The 17,556-nt window shown below is 50.5% G+C and carries 17 protein-coding genes and 1 pseudogene; 16 read left to right on the plus strand and 2 right to left on the minus strand.

Annotation, left to right across the window (positions count from 1 at the left end):
* Positions 1 to 100: 100 nt before the first annotated feature.
* The gene (locus ACO6UX_RS00135; protein WP_422443740.1) at positions 101 to 439 is read right to left on the minus strand and encodes a hypothetical protein; all 339 of its coding nucleotides are present in this window, start codon (positions 437 to 439) and stop codon (positions 101 to 103) included.
* A gap of 285 nt (positions 440 to 724) precedes the next feature.
* On the opposite strand from ACO6UX_RS00135, the gene ACO6UX_RS00140 reads away from it, so the two are divergent.
* The 3 genes and pseudogenes from ACO6UX_RS00140 to ACO6UX_RS00150 all read left to right on the plus strand — a co-directional run.
* Positions 725 to 1,165, plus strand: a complete 441-nt coding sequence (locus tag ACO6UX_RS00140; RefSeq protein ID WP_422443742.1) for a DUF6444 domain-containing protein — start codon at positions 725 to 727, stop codon at positions 1,163 to 1,165.
* A 129-nt stretch (positions 1,166 to 1,294) separates the two neighbouring features.
* On the plus strand, positions 1,295 to 2,137 hold the full coding sequence (tnpC, locus tag ACO6UX_RS00145; RefSeq protein ID WP_422444720.1) for an IS66 family transposase: 843 nt from the start codon (positions 1,295 to 1,297) through the stop codon (positions 2,135 to 2,137).
* A gap of 156 nt (positions 2,138 to 2,293) precedes the next feature.
* Positions 2,294 to 2,506 (plus strand): annotated as a pseudogene (locus ACO6UX_RS00150) (autotransporter outer membrane beta-barrel domain-containing protein); the annotation flags it as partial.
* Positions 2,507 to 2,560: 54 nt separating this feature from the next.
* Here the strand turns inward: ACO6UX_RS00150 and ACO6UX_RS00155 are convergent.
* Positions 2,561 to 3,934: a hypothetical protein gene (locus ACO6UX_RS00155; RefSeq protein WP_422443744.1), complete on the minus strand. Its 1,374-nt coding sequence runs from the start codon at positions 3,932 to 3,934 to the stop codon at positions 2,561 to 2,563.
* 313 nt (positions 3,935 to 4,247) lie between these two features.
* Between ACO6UX_RS00155 and gspC the strand changes: the two genes are divergently transcribed.
* The 13 genes from gspC (at position 4,248) to ACO6UX_RS00220 (ending at position 17,546) form a co-directional block, all read left to right on the plus strand.
* Positions 4,248 to 5,141, plus strand: coding sequence for a type II secretion system protein GspC (gspC, locus tag ACO6UX_RS00160; RefSeq protein WP_422443746.1), 894 nt, complete (start codon positions 4,248 to 4,250; stop codon positions 5,139 to 5,141).
* Positions 5,142 to 5,167: 26 nt separating this feature from the next.
* Positions 5,168 to 7,378, plus strand: coding sequence for a type II secretion system secretin GspD (gene gspD / locus ACO6UX_RS00165; protein ID WP_422443748.1), 2,211 nt, complete (start codon positions 5,168 to 5,170; stop codon positions 7,376 to 7,378).
* A gap of 104 nt (positions 7,379 to 7,482) precedes the next feature.
* Positions 7,483 to 8,988 carry a type II secretion system ATPase GspE gene (gspE, locus tag ACO6UX_RS00170; RefSeq protein WP_422444722.1) on the plus strand — a complete coding sequence of 502 codons (1,506 nt, stop codon included), beginning with the start codon at positions 7,483 to 7,485 and terminating at the stop codon, positions 8,986 to 8,988.
* Positions 8,989 to 8,994: 6 nt separating this feature from the next.
* A complete protein-coding gene (gspF, locus tag ACO6UX_RS00175) occupies positions 8,995 to 10,248 on the plus strand; it encodes a type II secretion system inner membrane protein GspF (protein WP_422443750.1) in 1,254 nt (417 codons plus the stop codon).
* 113 nt (positions 10,249 to 10,361) lie between these two features.
* Positions 10,362 to 10,799 (plus strand): type II secretion system major pseudopilin GspG, encoded by a 438-nt coding sequence (gene gspG / locus ACO6UX_RS00180; protein WP_163372384.1) that lies wholly within the window; start codon positions 10,362 to 10,364, stop codon positions 10,797 to 10,799.
* 9 nt (positions 10,800 to 10,808) lie between these two features.
* A complete protein-coding gene (gene gspH, locus ACO6UX_RS00185; protein WP_422443752.1) occupies positions 10,809 to 11,405 on the plus strand; it encodes a type II secretion system minor pseudopilin GspH in 597 nt (198 codons plus the stop codon).
* Positions 11,405 to 11,788: a type II secretion system minor pseudopilin GspI gene (gene gspI, locus ACO6UX_RS00190; RefSeq protein WP_422444724.1), complete on the plus strand. Its 384-nt coding sequence runs from the start codon at positions 11,405 to 11,407 to the stop codon at positions 11,786 to 11,788. Before gspH ends, gspI begins: the two co-directional genes overlap by 1 nt.
* Positions 11,785 to 12,414, plus strand: coding sequence for a type II secretion system minor pseudopilin GspJ (gspJ, locus tag ACO6UX_RS00195; protein WP_422443754.1), 630 nt, complete (start codon positions 11,785 to 11,787; stop codon positions 12,412 to 12,414). Before gspI ends, gspJ begins: the two co-directional genes overlap by 4 nt.
* Complete coding sequence (gspK, locus tag ACO6UX_RS00200) at positions 12,411 to 13,505, plus strand: type II secretion system minor pseudopilin GspK (protein WP_422443756.1); 1,095 nt, start codon at positions 12,411 to 12,413, stop codon at positions 13,503 to 13,505. Before gspJ ends, gspK begins: the two co-directional genes overlap by 4 nt.
* On the plus strand, positions 13,505 to 14,764 hold the full coding sequence (gene gspL, locus ACO6UX_RS00205; RefSeq protein ID WP_422443758.1) for a type II secretion system protein GspL: 1,260 nt from the start codon (positions 13,505 to 13,507) through the stop codon (positions 14,762 to 14,764). Before gspK ends, gspL begins: the two co-directional genes overlap by 1 nt.
* Positions 14,764 to 15,300, plus strand: a complete 537-nt coding sequence (gene gspM, locus ACO6UX_RS00210; RefSeq protein ID WP_422443760.1) for a type II secretion system protein GspM — start codon at positions 14,764 to 14,766, stop codon at positions 15,298 to 15,300. Before gspL ends, gspM begins: the two co-directional genes overlap by 1 nt.
* A 22-nt stretch (positions 15,301 to 15,322) precedes the next feature.
* Complete coding sequence (locus ACO6UX_RS00215) at positions 15,323 to 16,108, plus strand: type II secretion system protein N (protein WP_422443762.1); 786 nt, start codon at positions 15,323 to 15,325, stop codon at positions 16,106 to 16,108.
* Positions 16,109 to 16,355: 247 nt separating this feature from the next.
* Positions 16,356 to 17,546: a protein kinase domain-containing protein gene (locus ACO6UX_RS00220; RefSeq protein ID WP_422443764.1), complete on the plus strand. Its 1,191-nt coding sequence runs from the start codon at positions 16,356 to 16,358 to the stop codon at positions 17,544 to 17,546.
* The last annotated feature ends 10 nt before the right edge of the window (positions 17,547 to 17,556 follow it).

A 17,556-nucleotide genomic window follows, 5' to 3' on the forward strand; every position in this document is an offset into this window, starting at 1 on the left:
CAACTATTCAATACTGCGGAATAGTTCTCGGACGATCTAATTGCACAACCAGTTATTAACATTGTTGCAACTATTGGTATAACTTTAATCCATTTAACCATTAGCTATTGATCTCTCTTCTACTTCCTGGAAGCCGAGCATCAGCTGTTCTTAGTTGATGTTTAAAACCTCGATTTCCTCTTACAATTTCTTTCCCGTTTTTATCAATGGTAATTATTGTTTCTTTTACAATATTCTTGTATTTACCACTTTCTTCAAACTCGAAACTGACAATATCAGATTTATAAATCCATTGTTGTGATCCAAGTGCTAGAAAGCTATACGTGCAATCATCAATAGTTACGTAATGTGCGTGTAGTGCTTTCGTATTTCCACCCTTACTTGGAGGGCGACTTTTTTCTTTCAAAAAAACAGAATAATTCTGAATTTTTTTGTTCAAAATTTTGTTCATTAATACTACTCAGAGGTAATGAAGCAAGAAGTTTTCAATTTTACCAATAATGCTGAGGTTGCACCATTGGCAGCTAACAGTCGTTTACATGAATCATGTTTCGCATAACATACTCTAGATTCGCTATACGTACCAGCCGCCCCCCCCCATACAAAAAATGTAACTGTTCAGCACCCCTCACATAAATCTGGCATTTTCTGATTTTTATACCATTCTCTTAAGCACTTTTATTTACCAACATTCGCCAACATGGTTCCAGAGCTGCCTACAACTATGTCGACTGAGACGCTCTTGAAAGAGAATGCACAGTTGTGCATAAGAGTTCCCTGTCTGGAAGAACGATGTAGAGAATTGGAAGAAAGGGTTAGCAAGAACAGTCAAAACAGCAGTAAGCCACCATCGTCTGATGGTTATCAAAAACCTTGTAAAAGCAGTGATTCCAGAGATAATCCCGCCGATACCGATGAAGGTGCTGATGCATCAAATAATGACAAACCCAATCCAAAAAGTCTGAGACAGTCTTCCGACAATAAATCCGGTGGACAGAAAGGGCATCAGGGAACTTGCCTCAAGCAGGTCGATAACCCTAATTATATTGAGTTCCTTCAGGTTAAAGAATGCCATAAATGTCAGGTTTCTCTCCTTGATAAGGAGTCGGTCAAATATATTGAGCGACGGTGTTTGAGCCAGGAAAGCTTGGTGAATTTGAAGTAACTGCCTATAAAGCTGAGGTCAAAATCTGCACATGTGGTTGCAAAAATCAGGCTAAATTCCCGGAAGGTGTAACTGCAGCCGTGCAATATGGCCCAGCTACTCAGGCTGTGGCCGTCTATCTTAATCAATATGATTTCGTACCGGATAAGCGTGTGTCAGAGTATTTTAATACGCTCTATAAAGATGAGTGTCAGCGCTGGAACGGTAGCCAATTTTGTGGCCAGGACCCATGAAAACCTGGCCTCTACTGAGGATGCCATTCGTGACGCCTTGCAGGAAACGGCAGTTGCCGGAGTCGATGAAACTGGCATGCGGGCCGAAGGCTCTCTTTATTGGTTACACGTTATGCGGGATGACCAATGGACACTTTACTACCAGGCTGAAAAGCGGGGTCGTGAGGCCATGGATGCGATGGGCATACTACTTACGTTTGTCGGCGTTCTGGTTCATGATCATTGGAAATCCTACTTTTCATATGCGGCAGTTCACGTTCTTTGCAATGCCCATTACCTGAGGGAGCTTTTGGGCATTGTTGACCGGGACGGCAATCAACTGACGTTACGTCTGATGAAATTGCTCAGGCTTTCCTGGCATTATTGCAAGGGCTTTAAGACCATAGGTATGCTACAAATGCCGGGTGTTATCCATGAACGTATTGAGAAGATTTATGACCGCTTACTTCAGCGGGCATTAACGAAAGAAGTCGCCTATATGGAGAAACAGCGGCAAGAGCTCGGCCGTAAGAAAGTCAAAAATACCAAAGCCTACAACCTCTTCAAACGACTCATTGAGTTCAAAACTGAAACACTGCGGTTCATGTCAGATTTTACAATCCCCTTCGACAACAATGGCAGTGAACGGGATATTCGCATGGCCAAGTTAAAGCGGAAAATCTCAGGCTGCTTCAGGAGTGCGGACGGAGGTGCTTTTTTTGCACGGATTCGGAGCTATCTGTCGTCAGCTAGAAAATAGGGTATGGATATATACCAGTCACTACTTAGAGCTGTTCAGAATTACAGCAATATGCCTTTGCTGGGTGCTGAATAGTTACCTGCCATGAAAACTTTTGAGTTTAACCAAAGCTCACTTGATACGGCCTTATCCCTCAATATATGACACGATTTTGCCGGTGATCAGGTACAGACACGGAGCCGCTTTCTGACGGGCGATACTATTATCACCAGCACTGGTGCCGCACCTGAGAAAACCACCTGGCAAATCGGCCTGGGCGCTAATTATATGATTAGCAATAATCTGACCGCATCTGTCAATTACGATCATACCTGGAAGTCTGGTTTTGATGCTGACACTATCAGTGCCAAATTGAGATACGACTTTTAATCATTGATAGTAAATGGAGCTTTGGGTCGTAGCTCCATTGAGTACTTTTATACTTCAACGCTCGAGTGGATTAGCATATTCCGGCTTAATGCCAAGCGCTTCAAGGTAATCTGGCAGGTTGAGTATGCAGAGGAAATCGCTCCAGGGTAAAAAAATAAACTTATTCTGGAGAAAGTGTCGTATATCTTCAGCTTCCGAGGAGTATACAAAAGCGGCCAGCCAGTTCACATCACTCAGGCTTTGCATGTGAGCCTCATATAACGCATCGCTGCTGATCTCTATTTCTGTGGGCAACTGTCCTGTGGCACCATCAATACCCTGCCGGGCTTTTGCCAGATTATGGATATTCATGCATCCCTTTGCTGTTGAATCTAATGCCTTGGGGTTAATCCCTGCTTGAATCATCCCCCGCCGGAAATGGGAGTCTCTTTTGATCAAGTAGTACAAAAGACATGCCTGATAACAGGGGATTGGCAGGTTTTTATCCTCTTTGGTCAAGCTTTTTCTGAGAATCTCTTTTTGAGGCTCAGCCAGAAAACCGGCAGCCCATGGGGACATCAATATCATGTTGACCAGCCCGGAGTCTGGGGAGGTCATTTGCTTCAGGGCCCGGAACATACTTTGTTGCAGTCTGTCTCGCTCTGCACACAGTGCGTACTCATCACCGGGCAGCATTCTGTTAGCCTCAATCTCAATAATGGTCTTCTGATTAGCGAGGTTGAATTTTTGTGGTTGCAGTGGAAACAATCCCGGAGCGTATGCATTAGCTATTTGCTGGCCAAACTTCGTCAGGGCATTGATTATTTTCTCTGCTGCTCCATCGTGGGCAAATAATGCTGAGTTTTCACGAATGTAGGCGTCGCGCGCCCTGCATCTGAACGACGAGAGTTGTTTAGTGCCCACCTTGATCGTCATCCCCCGGTGGTGATCATATCCTTCTGGCATGGTAATCGCCAGATCCCGACGTTCAAATGCGAGATTACTGGCCAGGTTTTTTGCTGACTCGTCGTCCCAACCCTCTGTAATCAGCTTTTCCAGGCTTTTGATACAATCTCCCACACTTTGAATGCGGTCGTAGGACGCTTTTATGCCTGTTCGCCCATTTGCCATACGGACATTGATCAAATCGGCGATCATCAGGTTAATGATGAATTTTTTTGACCTGTCATCAACAGCACAATCTGACAGGTCGTATTTGTTCAAAAGAACATTCTGAAATAATTCATAGTTGATAATTGCGGCATGTAATTGAGTAGTAGCAACTTTTGCCTGCAACTCCTCCAGGCACTTCTCTTCTTCAAAGCCAAGCCAGGATGCATCATAGTAAAACTCCAGTTTCCCATTGTTTGACGCCTGTCCTGGCGTTTGTGCATGTTTCCGGGATGTTGTCTGAGCCAACACAAGAGTATCAGGTGCTAAAGGATTCATCGTTGTCGGCGCTCCTGCCATTCACGTTATTTGATTGACATACAGAGTTACAACTTTTATTGACTGGGTGTTCGTGCATAAGTTCAATTTTTTTCACTGCTGACAAAGCTAATCGTTCAGGTTATAAAATATCCAAATCCAGTTGCAGGAACTAAAAAAAATCAACGGCTGAGAATTAAACAGAAAACTTAGATTTTATACCTAAAAGACGCTGACAATCTTTTTTGTTATATTGTCAAACCATTAAACAAACCAAAGACCAGCACAACCTGGTAAACGACTCGGACTGAGTTGATGTAAACGAGAGCAAGCTGTGACGTCACTGAATAACACAATAATTAGCCATGGAAGCGTTATTGCACGTCAACTGACGTCCTCCAGATTTTTCAGGCTCAATCACCTCAGAACACTCTGTCAGGTTATTCTGATTATCCTGCTTGCCAGACAGCTGGCTATGATCACATGGCAGCTTCTGCCAGATAACCCGACCGGGCACTCAACAGTCCAAAGTATCAAGGCACAGATCCCGACAGCCCGAACTACGGCCAACAACAATCCGCTTTCTGCGCTGGAAAACCTGCAGCTGTTTGGTAAACCACCCGCCCCACAGCAAACTCCTGTTCCGGAAGATGTCCCCGTGTCACGCCTGGCGGTGCGCATCACCGGCCTGGTTGCCAGCAGTAACCCGGATGAATCTCTGGTCATTATTCGTTCCGGATCTTCTGATGCCACCTATCGGCCCGGCGACACGCTGAAAGGGACACGGGCAAAAGTGGACAGGATTTATGCTGACCGGGTCATCATTCGTAATGGTGAGCGGTACGAATCACTGCTGATGTACCCGGATGAAGCCAGAAAAGGCCCCGCTATTCAAACAACCTCAGCAAACCGTCCCAAAAGCCGTGCTGTTGCCGATATTCGCCGAAAGCTTCAGGATAAACCGGACTCCTGGACAGAGATCGTGACCATTTCACCCATGCGCAGAGACGGGAAATTGCAGGGATACCGGGTCAATCCGGCCAAATATCCGGACTATTTTTCTCAGCTTGGCCTTAAAGCCAACGATATGGCTGTGGCTATCAACGGTTATGACCTGACAAACACCAGTGAAGCCATGACAGTCATTGGACAACTGTCTTCAATGACTCAGCTCTTATTAACCATTGAGAGGGATGGCCAGCGTTTTGAGATTGACCTGTCTTCCTGATTATTAAGATATACAAAGGTGCCGCTATGTTTTCATCGTCGGTGTGCGCAGGGGAAATCCGTGCACTGATATCCAGGACGCGTTTTTTATCCCTGCGTTGGCCGCAGGCGCTATTAACAGCCATACCGTTTGCGCTGGCGTTGCCTTTATCACCCGCTGTACTGGCCAGCAGTTCTTCTGCACCGAACTATAACTCTCTGGGAACGGGCAGTTATGCATCCGCCCATTCCCTGTATTCCGCCAGTTTTGACAAGGCGGATATTAAAGAGTTTATCCGCACGGTCAGTGCCAACCTGAACCGCACCATCATTATTGATCCCGGTGTTCGGGGTGAGGTGACTATCCGGGCTTATGAGCAACTGAACCGGCAACAGTACTATCAGATGTTTCTGTCGGTACTGTCCGTTCATGGGTTCGCGGCGGTTGAAGATGCAAATGGCCTGGTCAAAATCATACCGGACAAAAATGCCCGCACCTCGTCGATACCGGTGGTGGCTGGTAAAAAGCTGGGTGAACAGGTCGCCCATGGTGGTGATGAGATGGTCACCTGGGTTCTGCCGGTAAACCATGTACCTGTCCGTGAGTTGTCTCCTATTCTCCGACAGCTGGTTGATAATTCAGGCAGTGTCGTACATTACGACCCGTCGAATATTCTGATTCTCAGTGGCCGGGCCAATAACCTTGAGCGTGTTGCCGAGGTGGTTCGCCGTGTTGATCAGGCAGGCATGCGCAATATTCAGATTGTCCAGCTGTTCCATGCCTCCGCCAGTGAGATGGAACGGATTCTGATGTCTATCTACGCCGGACAGGGCCAGAAAGCCAACGGTATGCCCCCCGTCATTGTCAGCAACGAGGCCAGCAACCAGATCATTCTCTCTGCCGATACCCAGACCCTGCAACGCATGAAAAGCCTGTTGCTGCAAATGGATGCCGAGCGTAAGTCCACTGGCAATATCCGTGTCTTCTATCTCCACTATGCCAAAGCAGAAGACCTGAAAAAGGTGCTGGACGGCGTTGGTAAAATGCTGATTGCCTCTGGTAACCGCAGTAAAAGCGCATCCGGTGATTACAGCATTGAAGTCCATGAGCAGACCAACGCGCTGGTGGTCACCGCACGCCCTGATGTGATGCAGGCCATGGAATCTGTGATTGAGCAGCTGGATATCCGCCGTGCCCAGGTGATGGTGGAAGCCATTATTGTTGAAGTGGCGGATGGGGATGGCATTAACCTGTCATTCCAGCTGGCCAATGCCGATGGCACCAGCCTGATGCAGTTCCAGGATGGTTCAAGCGTTCCTATCGGGGAAATTCTGATGGGGATGAAAGAGGCTGAAGATGAAAAAGGTTCCACAATTATCAATGATGATGGAACAACAATAAATCCTGATAAACCAGGGGATTACACCGCCCTTGCCGCAGCACTGGCAAAGGTCTCCGGCGCAGCCTTCAGTGTCACCTCCGGTGACTGGACCGCACTGCTTCAGGCCGTCACCACATCCAGCCAGTCCAATGTGCTGGCGACGCCAAGCCTGCTGACTCTGGATAATGAAGAAGCCTCCTTTATTGTCGGTGATGAAGTGCCCACACTCACTGGCTCCACGCCCAGCTCCGGTAACGATAACCCATACCAGACCATTGAGCGTAAAGAAGTGGGTGTCAAGCTGACGGTCACGCCACAGATCAATGCCGGAGATGCCGTAAAACTGACCATTGAGCAGGAGGTCTCCAGCGTTAATGGCCGCACTCCCGTTGATGTGACCTTTGCCACCCGCAAGGTAAAAACATCGGTGATGGTGAAAACCGGGGATACCGTTGTTATAGGCGGACTGCTGGATGAAAACGTCCAGGAAAGTGTTTCCAAAGTACCGCTGCTGGGTGATATACCCGTCCTTGGTCATCTGTTCCGTTCGACCTCCAGCAAAAAGGTGAAGAAGAACCTGATGGTCTTCCTTCGTCCGACCATTATTCGGGATGATCTGACCATGAACGCCATCAGTGGCCAGAAGTACGACCTTATCCGTGCTTACCAGCTGGACAGGCAGGCCCGGGGTATTTCATTGATGCCCGGTTTCGACACCCCGGTGCTTCCGGAACAGCCAACGGCCCGGGATTTCCTTGATGAACTCAGACGTCAGATGGATGAAGAGTCTGCAGAAGCTGAAAAGGCTGTCGAGCTGGAAAAAGCCTCAACTCAGGCATCCATAAAACCAGTTCGTCGTACCGGTGGGGAAAGGTAATGACCGAAGCAGCCCTGAGCCCTGATACAGCTTTGAGCCATGGAGCATCCCAACGGGAAGAGCAAGCACTGAGTGAAGCGCTGGCCCTGACCATTGAGAAACGGATGAGGGATTCGGTAACCCCCAGGCCAGAGTCTGTCAGCCCGGAAAGAAAACGCAACTTGCCGTTCTCTTTCGCCCGTCGCTTTAACTTGCTGCTCGCATACAACGACCAGGGCAAGGCTCAGGTCTGGTACAAAGGGCTGCCGTCTACTGCAGCACTGCAGGAGGTCAGACGTTTCGCAGGCGTATCACTGACCCTGACAGCCCTGGACGATGATGAGTTTGAGCAGAAACTGGCCAACCATTATCAACAGGACTCCTCCGTTGCACGACAACTCATGAACGACATCGGCAATGATGAAGGTCTTCAGGCCCTGGCAGAAGAACTGCCAGAAGATGAAGACCTGCTGGAAGCCGACGACGGTGCACCGATTATCCGCCTGATCAATGCCATGCTCAGCGAGGCCATCAAGGAAGGTGCCTCTGACATCCATATTGAAACCTTTGAGCGAAACCTGACCGTTCGTTTTCGTGTTGATGGTGTTTTACGGGAGATCCTCCGTCCCCAGCGCAAGCTGGCAGCCGTGCTGGTGTCCCGGGTAAAAGTCATGGCCAGGCTGAACATCGCGGAGAAGCGTATTCCCCAGGATGGTCGTATATCCCTTCGTCTTGGTGGCCGTGCCGTCGATGTTCGTGTCTCAACCCTGCCTTCTCGCCACGGTGAACGGATCGTTATGCGTCTGCTGGATCGCAACAGTGTCCGGCTGGACCTGGCCAGTCTTGGCATGGAAGGCACACTTTGCCAACAGTTTCGGGAGCAGTTGCATAAACCCCATGGCATCCTTCTGGTCACCGGCCCTACCGGTTCCGGCAAGAGTACCACGCTCTATGCGGGGCTGAGTGTTATTAACAACAGTGAGCGCAACATTCTCACGGTTGAAGACCCTGTGGAGTACGAACTGGAGGGGATTGGCCAGACCCAGGTTAATCCAAAGGTGGATATGACCTTTGCCCGGGGGCTGCGGGCAATTCTACGACAGGACCCGGATGTGGTCATGATCGGTGAGATCCGTGACCTGGAAACCGCCGAAATTGCCGTACAGGCGTCGTTAACCGGACACCTGGTACTCAGCACACTGCACACCAATACCGCCGTCGGTGCCGTCACCCGCCTCCGGGATATGGGGGTTGAGCCCTTCCTGCTGGCCTCAAGCCTGCTGGGAGTACTGGCCCAGCGTCTGGTCAGAACACTCTGCCCGGACTGCCGACAACAGCGCCCTGCCACCGACCTTGAAATCAGCCTGATGGGGCTTTCAGCAAACCATTTGCTGTGGCAATCCACCGGTTGTGAGGCGTGTCATAACACGGGTTACCGTGGCCGAACCGGCATCCATGAACTGTTTCTGGTCAATGACCGGGTGCGCCAGCTGATTCATGATGGTGCCGGTGAACAAGTCATTGAACAGGAAATACGTCATTCGTCGAATAGTATTCAAACGGATGGTTTCAGAAAAATTCTCAGCGGCATCACCACTCTGGAAGAGGTGATGCGTGTCACCAGGGAATAACAGCCTATGAGCGTATTTGCTTACGAAGCCCTGGATGCCAAAGGGAAAAAAAGTAAAGGCGTCATAGAAGCCGACTCACCTCGTCAGGTGCGGCAAAAGCTGCGGGTTTCCGGGCTCAATGCCATCGCCGTCAGTGCAGCCACTGGCCAGGAAACGTCGGATACGACCCAAAATAAACGTTCATCATCGAGCAGCCTGTTTCGCTCCTTGTTGCAAAGACAGGCAACCGATGCGGAAGTCGCACTGCTGACACGGCAACTGGCGACGCTGGTTGCTGCGGGCATCCCCCTGGAAGAGTGTCTGCAGGCACTGGTAAGACAGCTGCGCAAACCGCACCTGAAATCCATCGTCACCACGGTTCGTTCAAAAATTCTTGAAGGGCAATCGCTGGCGGACAGCCTGGCCTGCTACCCGAAAACCTTTGACCGGCTTTACCGTTCCATGGTGGCGGCTGGGGAGAAATCAGGCCACCTGGATGGCGTGTTGGAAAGGCTGGCCGACTTTACCGAGCACCGCCAGAAAATCAAAGGGCAACTGATTCAGGCCATGATCTACCCGGCCATCCTGACACTGGTGGCCATTGGTGTTGTGGCGGCATTGTTGGTGACCGTGGTCCCCACGGTGGTTGAACAGTTTGCCCATATGGGGCAACAGCTGCCCACCATGACGCTCACTCTGATCAGCATCAGTGACTTTGTTCGTGCCTATGGACCGGGCATTGCCATGGCGCTACTTGTCACCCTGGTAATACGCCAACAGATCCTGCAGCGAAGCCGAACCTGCCGACTGGTACACGACCGCTGGCTACTAAAATTGCCGCTGATTGGCAGTGTTCTCAGCGGGGTCGATGGTGCCCGTTTTGCCAGAACCCTGAGCATACTGACCAGCAGTACCGTGCCACTACTGGAAGGGATGGGAATTGCAGCAAAGGTGCTGGTGAATCAACACATGCAGACGTCACTGCTCAAGGCCGCTGAGCGGGTCAGGGAGGGGTCTTCCCTCTGGCAGTCACTGGAGCAGACCGAACTGTTCTCCCCCATGATGCTTTACATCATTGCCAGCGGTGAAAAGTCCGGTGAACTCACCGGCATGCTGGCCAGGGCGGCAGATAATCAGGATCAGCAATTTGAATCCCAGGTAAATATCGCACTGGGCATTTTCGGCCCATTGCTGATTGTTTCCATGGCCGGTGTCGTACTGTTTATCGTTATGGCCATTTTGACGCCAATGCTGGACCTGAACTCACTGGTAGGCGGTTGATGTTTGTGTACCTTCAGGCCCCGGTGGGAATTCATATCGTACTTACATTCTGGAGCCAGACTTCAGAGTAAACTTTGTGGTAAAAACCAGTATCAGACCATTAGGAAAACCCAATGAACCCTCTTAATAAAAGACAAAAGCAGTCAGGTTTTACCCTGCTGGAAATCATGGTGGTGATTGTCATTCTTGGCGTACTGGCCAGTATGGTTGCCCCCAACATTATCGGCAATAAAGATAAGGCCGATCTGCAAAAAGCGGTGAGTGATATCGTTGCCCTGGAAAATGCACTGGATATGTACAAGCTGGAAAATAACAACTACCCCTCCACCCAGCAGGGACTGGCAGCGCTGGTCAGCAAACCGTCTGGCAGCCCGGAGCCCAGATCGTACCGTGACAATGGCTACATTCGTCGTCTGCCAAAAGACCCGTGGGGTAACGATTATCTGATGCTGAGTCCGGGGGAACACGGTCCTGTGGATATTTTCTCCGCTGGCCCGGATGGTCAGCCAGGCACCGATGATGATACCGGTAACTGGAACCTGGATAGCTAACCACGCCCAATGGCTAACGACGTTACACACTCCGAAACAGGACAGCGAGTAAACCAGCACGGTTTCACACTGCTGGAAATCATGCTGGTGATGGTACTCCTGGGGTTAGCCATATCCGCCATTCTTCCATCATTGATACCTGACGACAGTGGTGCACTTATGCAGAAAGAGGCCCGACGTCTGATCATGCTGGCTCACACCTCGCAGGAAAAAGCACTGCTCCATGGTATGGATATGGGGCTGCAACAGACGACCGAAGGCTATCAATTTCTGGTTTATAAGCAGGGGAAATGGCAGCCAGTCAGCGAGGACCGGACCCTCTCACCGGTCGCATTGAATAAGGCCCTGCGGTTGGCCATTTTGCCTGGTGAGTCGGTTTGGCGAGAAACACTGGAACAGGATAAAGGTTTTACCTTTGACACTGACGATAAAGCGTCTTTATCAGACTCCGAACCTAAGGCTGAACCAGATCTGTTCTTCTGGGCCTCCGGAGAGATTTCACCGGCAGAGTTAAAGCTCTTTTCTGCGGATGACCCCAGGCACGCCCTGTCTATCAATATCGAAGAACATGGCGAAATCGCCCTGATGGAAGGAGTTCAACGGTGATGCCTTCCAGAGTCTCTGCGGCACAGGGTTTTACTTTACTGGAAGTACTGCTGGCCCTTGCACTGCTGGCCATTGCCGGGATGTCGGTACTGTCCATGAGCGGCGAAAGTGTGCGCAACACGCCGATACTGGAACAACGCACCCTGGCAAGACTGGTGGCGGATAATCAGATGACAGACATTCATCTGACACAGCAGTGGCCAACACTCAGCTGGCAACGGGCAGAGCATGAACTGGCTGGACAGCAGTGGTTTGTCCGTTTTCGCAGTATCAAAACCGCTGATAACGATTTCCGGGCGATTGATGTTGAAGTACGCGGTGAACAGGGCGAACAAAGTCCGGTACTGGCGACACTGAGAAGCTATATGGTCAAACAGGGATGATGCAGATCAAACGACAGCTAAAGGGCTTTACCCTGTTGGAAATGCTGGCGGCCATCGCTATTTTCAGCATCATCAGCCTCAGTGCCTGGCAGATTTTTCAGGGCGTGATGACCGCCCATGATGTTGTACTGACTAAAAATGAGCGCCTGCGACAACTGCAATACACGCTGTTGCTGATTGACCAGGACCTGCAACAAATTGCCGACCGGGGAACCCGGGTAGATAACCGGGTCACGGCGCAAAGCCTGTTCAGCGACTCGCAGATGCTGGACAGTGACGATGAAGCACTGGCACTTGTGCGCCATGGCTGGCACAACCCGGACTACCGGTTACCCAGGCCGGAATTGCAGCGGGTCTTTTATCGGCTCCGTGATAACCGTCTGGAGCGCCAGTATCATCATGTCCTCGATCCTGCATCCATCAATGTCGAGCCGGTTACCCAGATCTTATTAACCGATATCAACTCATTGAAATTCAGTTTTTACATCAATGGTCAGTGGCGGGACTCTCTGTTATTGGCTGAAGGCTCTTTACCGGAAGGACTGAAAATTGAGTTTGATATGAGCGACTTTGGACGTATAGAGCGACGCTATATACTGCCAGCATCCTGGCAGCCTGCATTATGACCGGTTTAAATAATGATTCACCACAGAGACACAGAGATACAGAGAAAGGTTTTCTTGTCTCCGTGTCTCTGTGCCTCCGTGGTAATTGCTGTTCCAGACACAAAGGCAGTAGCAAAGCCCATTACCCTGATCGCCAGCAAGGCATTGCCCTGCTGAGCGTATTGCTGATGCTGACACTGCTGGTTTTACTGGCCAATGAGTTAACGCTCTCCTTCCGCACCCAGTTGACCAGAACCCAATCCATGCAGCAACGGGAGCAGGCGCGCTGGTATGCCTTTTCCGGGGAAAGCCTGGCGATCAAAACACTGAAACAGAACTTTGAAGATGATCCGGACATCACCCATCTCGGGCAGTACTGGGCCACCAACAATGTAGTATTACCGGTTGAAGGCGGCCAGATTGCCGGTCAACTGAAAGACTCACAATCCTGTTTTAATATCAATGCCCTGGCCAAGCCGCTTACAGAAGCGAACGACACATTACAGCAGTCACCTGAAAGTCAGGTATTTTCTGCCCTGCTGCAATACCTGGAAATACCACAGTGGGAGTCAGACAGCATTACCCGGGCAACCCGAAACTGGGTCAGCAGTGAAGCTCTTCGGGAAGGCGAAAGTGACCTGGATTACCTCGCCCGGCCACTCCCTTATTTAAGCAGCAAAACCCTGATGCGCGATATCAGTGAATGGCGTGCCGTGGCGGGAGTATCAACGTCCGTCGCCCAAAAAGTTATGCCTTACCTCTGTGCCCTGCCCAGTACCGAGCTGGCCATCAATGTGAATACCATTCCTGTTGACCAACCGGAAATACTGGCCGCGCTCTATATTGATCAGCTGCCCGTTGATCAGGCACGCAATATTCTGGAAACCCGGCCACGGGAAGGATGGGATGCGGTGGCCGATTTCACCAGCCAGCCATTGCTGGCCAACTTCAGCAGTACTGACGCAGGCAAACGTCTGACCATCGTCAGCTACTATTTTGAAATGCATGCAATAGCCAATTACGGCGCAAGCGAAGTCAGACTGAACACTCTCCTGGCTCGCTCCAAAGACAACCAATTAACGGTCATTCGCCGTAAATTTGGAGGAGTTTAATGAATCCTCACCTGCTATTGAGGTTACCGGAGCATCACGAACAACCGGTTTATTGGCAGCTTTGCCCGGCGGATATCGCCACTGAAACGCTGCAGGACAACCATGAAGAACACGCTATTGCCCATGGTTTCTGGCCAACAGTATCGGATTTTATTGCACAATATGCCGACACAACCGTCAGCAGCGGGACATTGTCCGGTCAGCCAATTGCTACGATGGCCGTTACCATTCTGGTGCCATCAGCCCGGGTGACACTGCATACTCTGACTATTCAGGGACGACTGACCCCCGCTGTTCGCCAGTCCCTTCCCTGGCGTCTGGAAGAAGAGCTGGGTGATGATGTTGAAGACCTGCACGTTGCCGTTCTCCAGCATGGGGACAGTCAGGCTCATCTGGCCGTCATCAAACAGGCCGATATGGCACAGTGGCAAGGCTGGCTGACCAATGCCCGAGTGATAACCAAACGCTGGGTACCCGATGCCCTGATGCTCCCCATCGAAGAAAACCAGTGCCGTTTATTGCAGATTGATGATTTGACCATTGCCCGATATGGCCAGTGGCAGACAGCCGTCTGTGAGTCACAGTGGTTAACGCTGTTTATGGATGGCCTGAAAAAGGAGCATCCTGAACTGACGTTTTTGGAAACAGAGCAACATGCCTCGGCACCATTAACACTGCTGACCCCTCAGGCCGGTAATTCACCACTCAACCTGCTGCAGGGGCAATGGCAGCCTGCCTCACCCTGGCACCAACGACTGCTGCCATGGTGGGCCACCGCCCTGATGGCCTGCCTGCTGCTGATTCTGGTAACCACTCACTCGGTGCTGGAAACCCATCAACTGGAACAGACTGCGGCATCTTATCAACAGCAGGCCAACAATATTTACCGGCAGCTGTTTCCGGGTGAACGGGTTGTCAGGCTGCAATCCCAGATGCGGCAGAAGTTGGCCGCGTTACAGCAACCAGAAGAAACCTCACAGAGTATGCTGGCCATGCTGGCCCAAATTACCCCGGTGCTGAATGCATTCCCCGAGCTGCAAGCCAGTTCCATGGCTTTCACTGTCAACACCAGAGAAGGTGCACGACAAAGTCTGCGTATTCAGGCACAAGCCAGTGACTTCGAGGTGTTCACCCGTTTCCGGGAACAGTTTGAACAAGATCTTAACCGGGGCGAAGGGCTGACCATTGCCATAGAAGCCCTTGAACGTACCGGAGATACAGTGACTGGCATGCTGGTTATTTCAGGAGGTGTGTCCTGATGAGCTTCCTTACCAATACCATAAACAGCGCCAGCCCTTTCTGGCAAAGCATGATTGCCCGCTGGCGGCAGCTTTCCCGGCGGGAGCAGTGGCTCACTGCCACGGCACTGGTCACATTGTTTATCTGGCTGATCTGGCAGGGCCTGATGACACCGCTTACTGAACAACAGGCACTGGCAGAGAAGAAAGTGGCTGCCAGCCGCGCACAGCTGACGCAGATACAACAGCAGGCGGAGCAGGTCCTCAGTTTGAGAGCTTCAGGTGCCACTGCCCGCCCTGTCAGCAATACGCCTATGGACCAGACCATCCACCAGCTGGCGGGCAGATATCAGCTGGTAATCCAGCGGGTTCAGCGAGCCAACGGCCAGGGCGAAACGCTGGATATTGATCTGGCCAATGCCCGCTTCGATAAACTGATAGGCTGGCTGACAACATTGGAACAACAGCATCGGATCAAGGTGGCCAACATACAACTGGAAGCCACGGATACCAGTGGTTTTGTTGAAGTACGTCGCCTGCAGCTTGAACGTGGTTGATCAGAATATGACACAGGGAAAAATGGGTAAGGTTATACTGCTTTCGACGCTTGGTCTGGTCAGCTACAGCGGTTTTCTGATAGCCAATATGTCGGCGGCAACCGTTTGGCAATACCTGCCAACCCGGCAATTACCCGTCAACATGTCTGGAATTACCGGCACTCTATGGTCTGGAGCCGCCGAAAGCGTCACGCTGACGGTGTCACGAAAACCGCTGGCGCTACCAGCCATCCGCTGGCAGATTGAACCCGCCTCGCTCCTGAAGGGTGAGGTTCAGGTTTCGGTGGAGCTGGGCAATGCAGCATCCCCTGTTGAAGGCCAGGGAACGGTGGTGATTAACCGACAGACGCTGACACTGAATAATGTCGAACTGGATACCACCGCGCCGTGGTTACTCGCATCTTTACAAGACACGACAGGCGGCAACATTCCCGGTGAAGTACAAGGTAATGTCCTGCTGGAACTGGATGAGCTTATTTTAAACGACAAAGGGTGTGTGAATATTAATGGTAATGCAGCACTCACAAACAGTGGATTAACCTCACCCTTCGGCCAGTTTGATCTGGGGAATTCAACTGCACAATTAAGCTGTCAGAACCGAAGCCTGATTGCCAGGGTGACACAGACATCATCCATCATGAACAGCTATGGCGATTTTCAGCTGAGCACCAGTGGCCGTTATACCTTTACCGGAAAAATGACGCCCGATGCGTCGTTACCTGCACCGATGAAACAAGGGCTGGCTTTTCTGGGACAGCCGGACAGCAACGGTGCCTATTCCTTTAGCTTCAAAAGCTCGATCAAATAAGCTCAATACCAGTCAATCCCCCGGTGATACAACGACGTAATACCGGGGTCCAGAGCCCTGCAAAAAACCGGAGCTTTATTCAGGCTTCGGTCATTGTCTGACTCTTTGCATTTCTTCTTTTCCATGAAAATCTAGCTGTTACCCTGGCTGACCAGCCTGTCAGGCATCTATATGAAAAAAAATGGTTAACTACTTGTAAGGAATTTTCAGGTAATAGGGAAATCTCACACTCACAGGGAATAGCACCATGAAAATAACAAAATCCATGATAGATCATCCCCACCGTATCAAAGAGCCCACTCCAGAGAAACAAGGCAGTTGGCAGGGACGAAGCTTGAAAGAACTGGCTCTGGCTTGCAAGAAAAAGCTCCAGCGAGTGTATGCTTATATTCGGTACAAAGATTTCCGCCGGGTGTCTGAACGTCCTGTTTCGTTAACGAATCGACATGGCCAGCCTATGGAAGATCTGGGTGAGGGTACCTTTGGCCGTGCGAAACTATGCCGCCATGGACACCGTTTCATGGTGGCCAAAAAGCCCCATGCAGATGGGAGAACAGTCACTGAAGTTATGCGTAGCAACATAGTTGATGCATTATCCCAACGCTGTTTCAATAACATTATCACTATTGAGCAAATGGTTGAGGCACAAGATAAGGTGGACCCACTGCTCGAAGAAATCAATTCCCCCGAAAAAGAGTGTGAAGTGGCCTTGAGATGCGCCGGTGATTATGTAATACCCCATGAATTAATTGACGGCGTGATCCATACGCCACTTCATGGCACAAGTATGGGTTCCTTAATCGAAGCATTGCACAACACAGGCACCCAGCCCGGGAACGATCCTGCAACAGTTAATGCCATCTCCCACAAGGATGAAAAACTGCTTGCCCACTTATTCAAACAAGCTACTTTAGCGGTTGCTTCATTACACGAAAAAGGTTATGTCCATCGGGATATAAAGCCGCAAAATTTTGTGATTGATGGCGAAGCTCGCCTGAAGCTGATCGATTTTGGCTTAGCCAGAACTGCGGGCGACCCGGAGATTGATTTAACCCCCAAGGTTTACAACCCGACAGACTTTGTGCTGCATATCGCTCTTTGCCCCCCTGGCTACAGGTCACCCGATGATCTGATTTTCCAAAATGCCAACTTAAAGGCTGAAGATGCCTGGTCTTTGGGTGTATTGCTGACAGAGATGTTTACCGGGAAGCGTTACTTCTATCGATCAGACCTGTCAGACGCTGTGGAGACGATCGAATACAAACTCGATGGACGGGATAAGGCCATTGCCGAAATGGAACGTATGGGCGTTAACAAGGAAGCGATCCAACTGGCGAAAGCTCTTTTGCATCAAAACCCAAGTCAACGGATGACTGTGGCAGAAGCACTGAAAAGCCCGTTCCTGGAGGAAGTTGATCTGGCAGCATTTGGAGCTTAGGAACTGTTAA

Source organism: Endozoicomonas sp. ALB091 (genome assembly GCF_049310265.1).
Classification (GTDB): Bacteria; Pseudomonadota; Gammaproteobacteria; order Pseudomonadales; family Endozoicomonadaceae; genus Endozoicomonas.

Coding starts and splice junctions, on each gene's coding strand:
- ACO6UX_RS00140 (WP_422443742.1), top strand. CDS start 725: ATGTCGACTGAGACGCTCTTGAAAGAGAATGCACAGTTGTGCATAAGA.
- tnpC (WP_422444720.1), top strand. CDS start 1,295: ATGATTTCGTACCGGATAAGCGTGTGTCAGAGTATTTTAATACGCTCT.
- ACO6UX_RS00155 (WP_422443744.1), bottom strand. CDS start 3,934: ATGAATCCTTTAGCACCTGATACTCTTGTGTTGGCTCAGACAACATCC.
- gspD (WP_422443748.1), top strand. CDS start 5,168: ATGTTTTCATCGTCGGTGTGCGCAGGGGAAATCCGTGCACTGATATCC.
- gspE (WP_422444722.1), top strand. CDS start 7,483: ATGAGGGATTCGGTAACCCCCAGGCCAGAGTCTGTCAGCCCGGAAAGA.
- gspF (WP_422443750.1), top strand. CDS start 8,995: ATGAGCGTATTTGCTTACGAAGCCCTGGATGCCAAAGGGAAAAAAAGT.
- gspG (WP_163372384.1), top strand. CDS start 10,362: ATGAACCCTCTTAATAAAAGACAAAAGCAGTCAGGTTTTACCCTGCTG.
- gspH (WP_422443752.1), top strand. CDS start 10,809: ATGGCTAACGACGTTACACACTCCGAAACAGGACAGCGAGTAAACCAG.
- gspI (WP_422444724.1), top strand. CDS start 11,405: ATGCCTTCCAGAGTCTCTGCGGCACAGGGTTTTACTTTACTGGAAGTA.
- gspJ (WP_422443754.1), top strand. CDS start 11,785: ATGATGCAGATCAAACGACAGCTAAAGGGCTTTACCCTGTTGGAAATG.
- gspK (WP_422443756.1), top strand. CDS start 12,411: ATGACCGGTTTAAATAATGATTCACCACAGAGACACAGAGATACAGAG.
- gspL (WP_422443758.1), top strand. CDS start 13,505: ATGAATCCTCACCTGCTATTGAGGTTACCGGAGCATCACGAACAACCG.
- gspM (WP_422443760.1), top strand. CDS start 14,764: ATGAGCTTCCTTACCAATACCATAAACAGCGCCAGCCCTTTCTGGCAA.
- ACO6UX_RS00215 (WP_422443762.1), top strand. CDS start 15,323: ATGGGTAAGGTTATACTGCTTTCGACGCTTGGTCTGGTCAGCTACAGC.
- ACO6UX_RS00220 (WP_422443764.1), top strand. CDS start 16,356: ATGAAAATAACAAAATCCATGATAGATCATCCCCACCGTATCAAAGAG.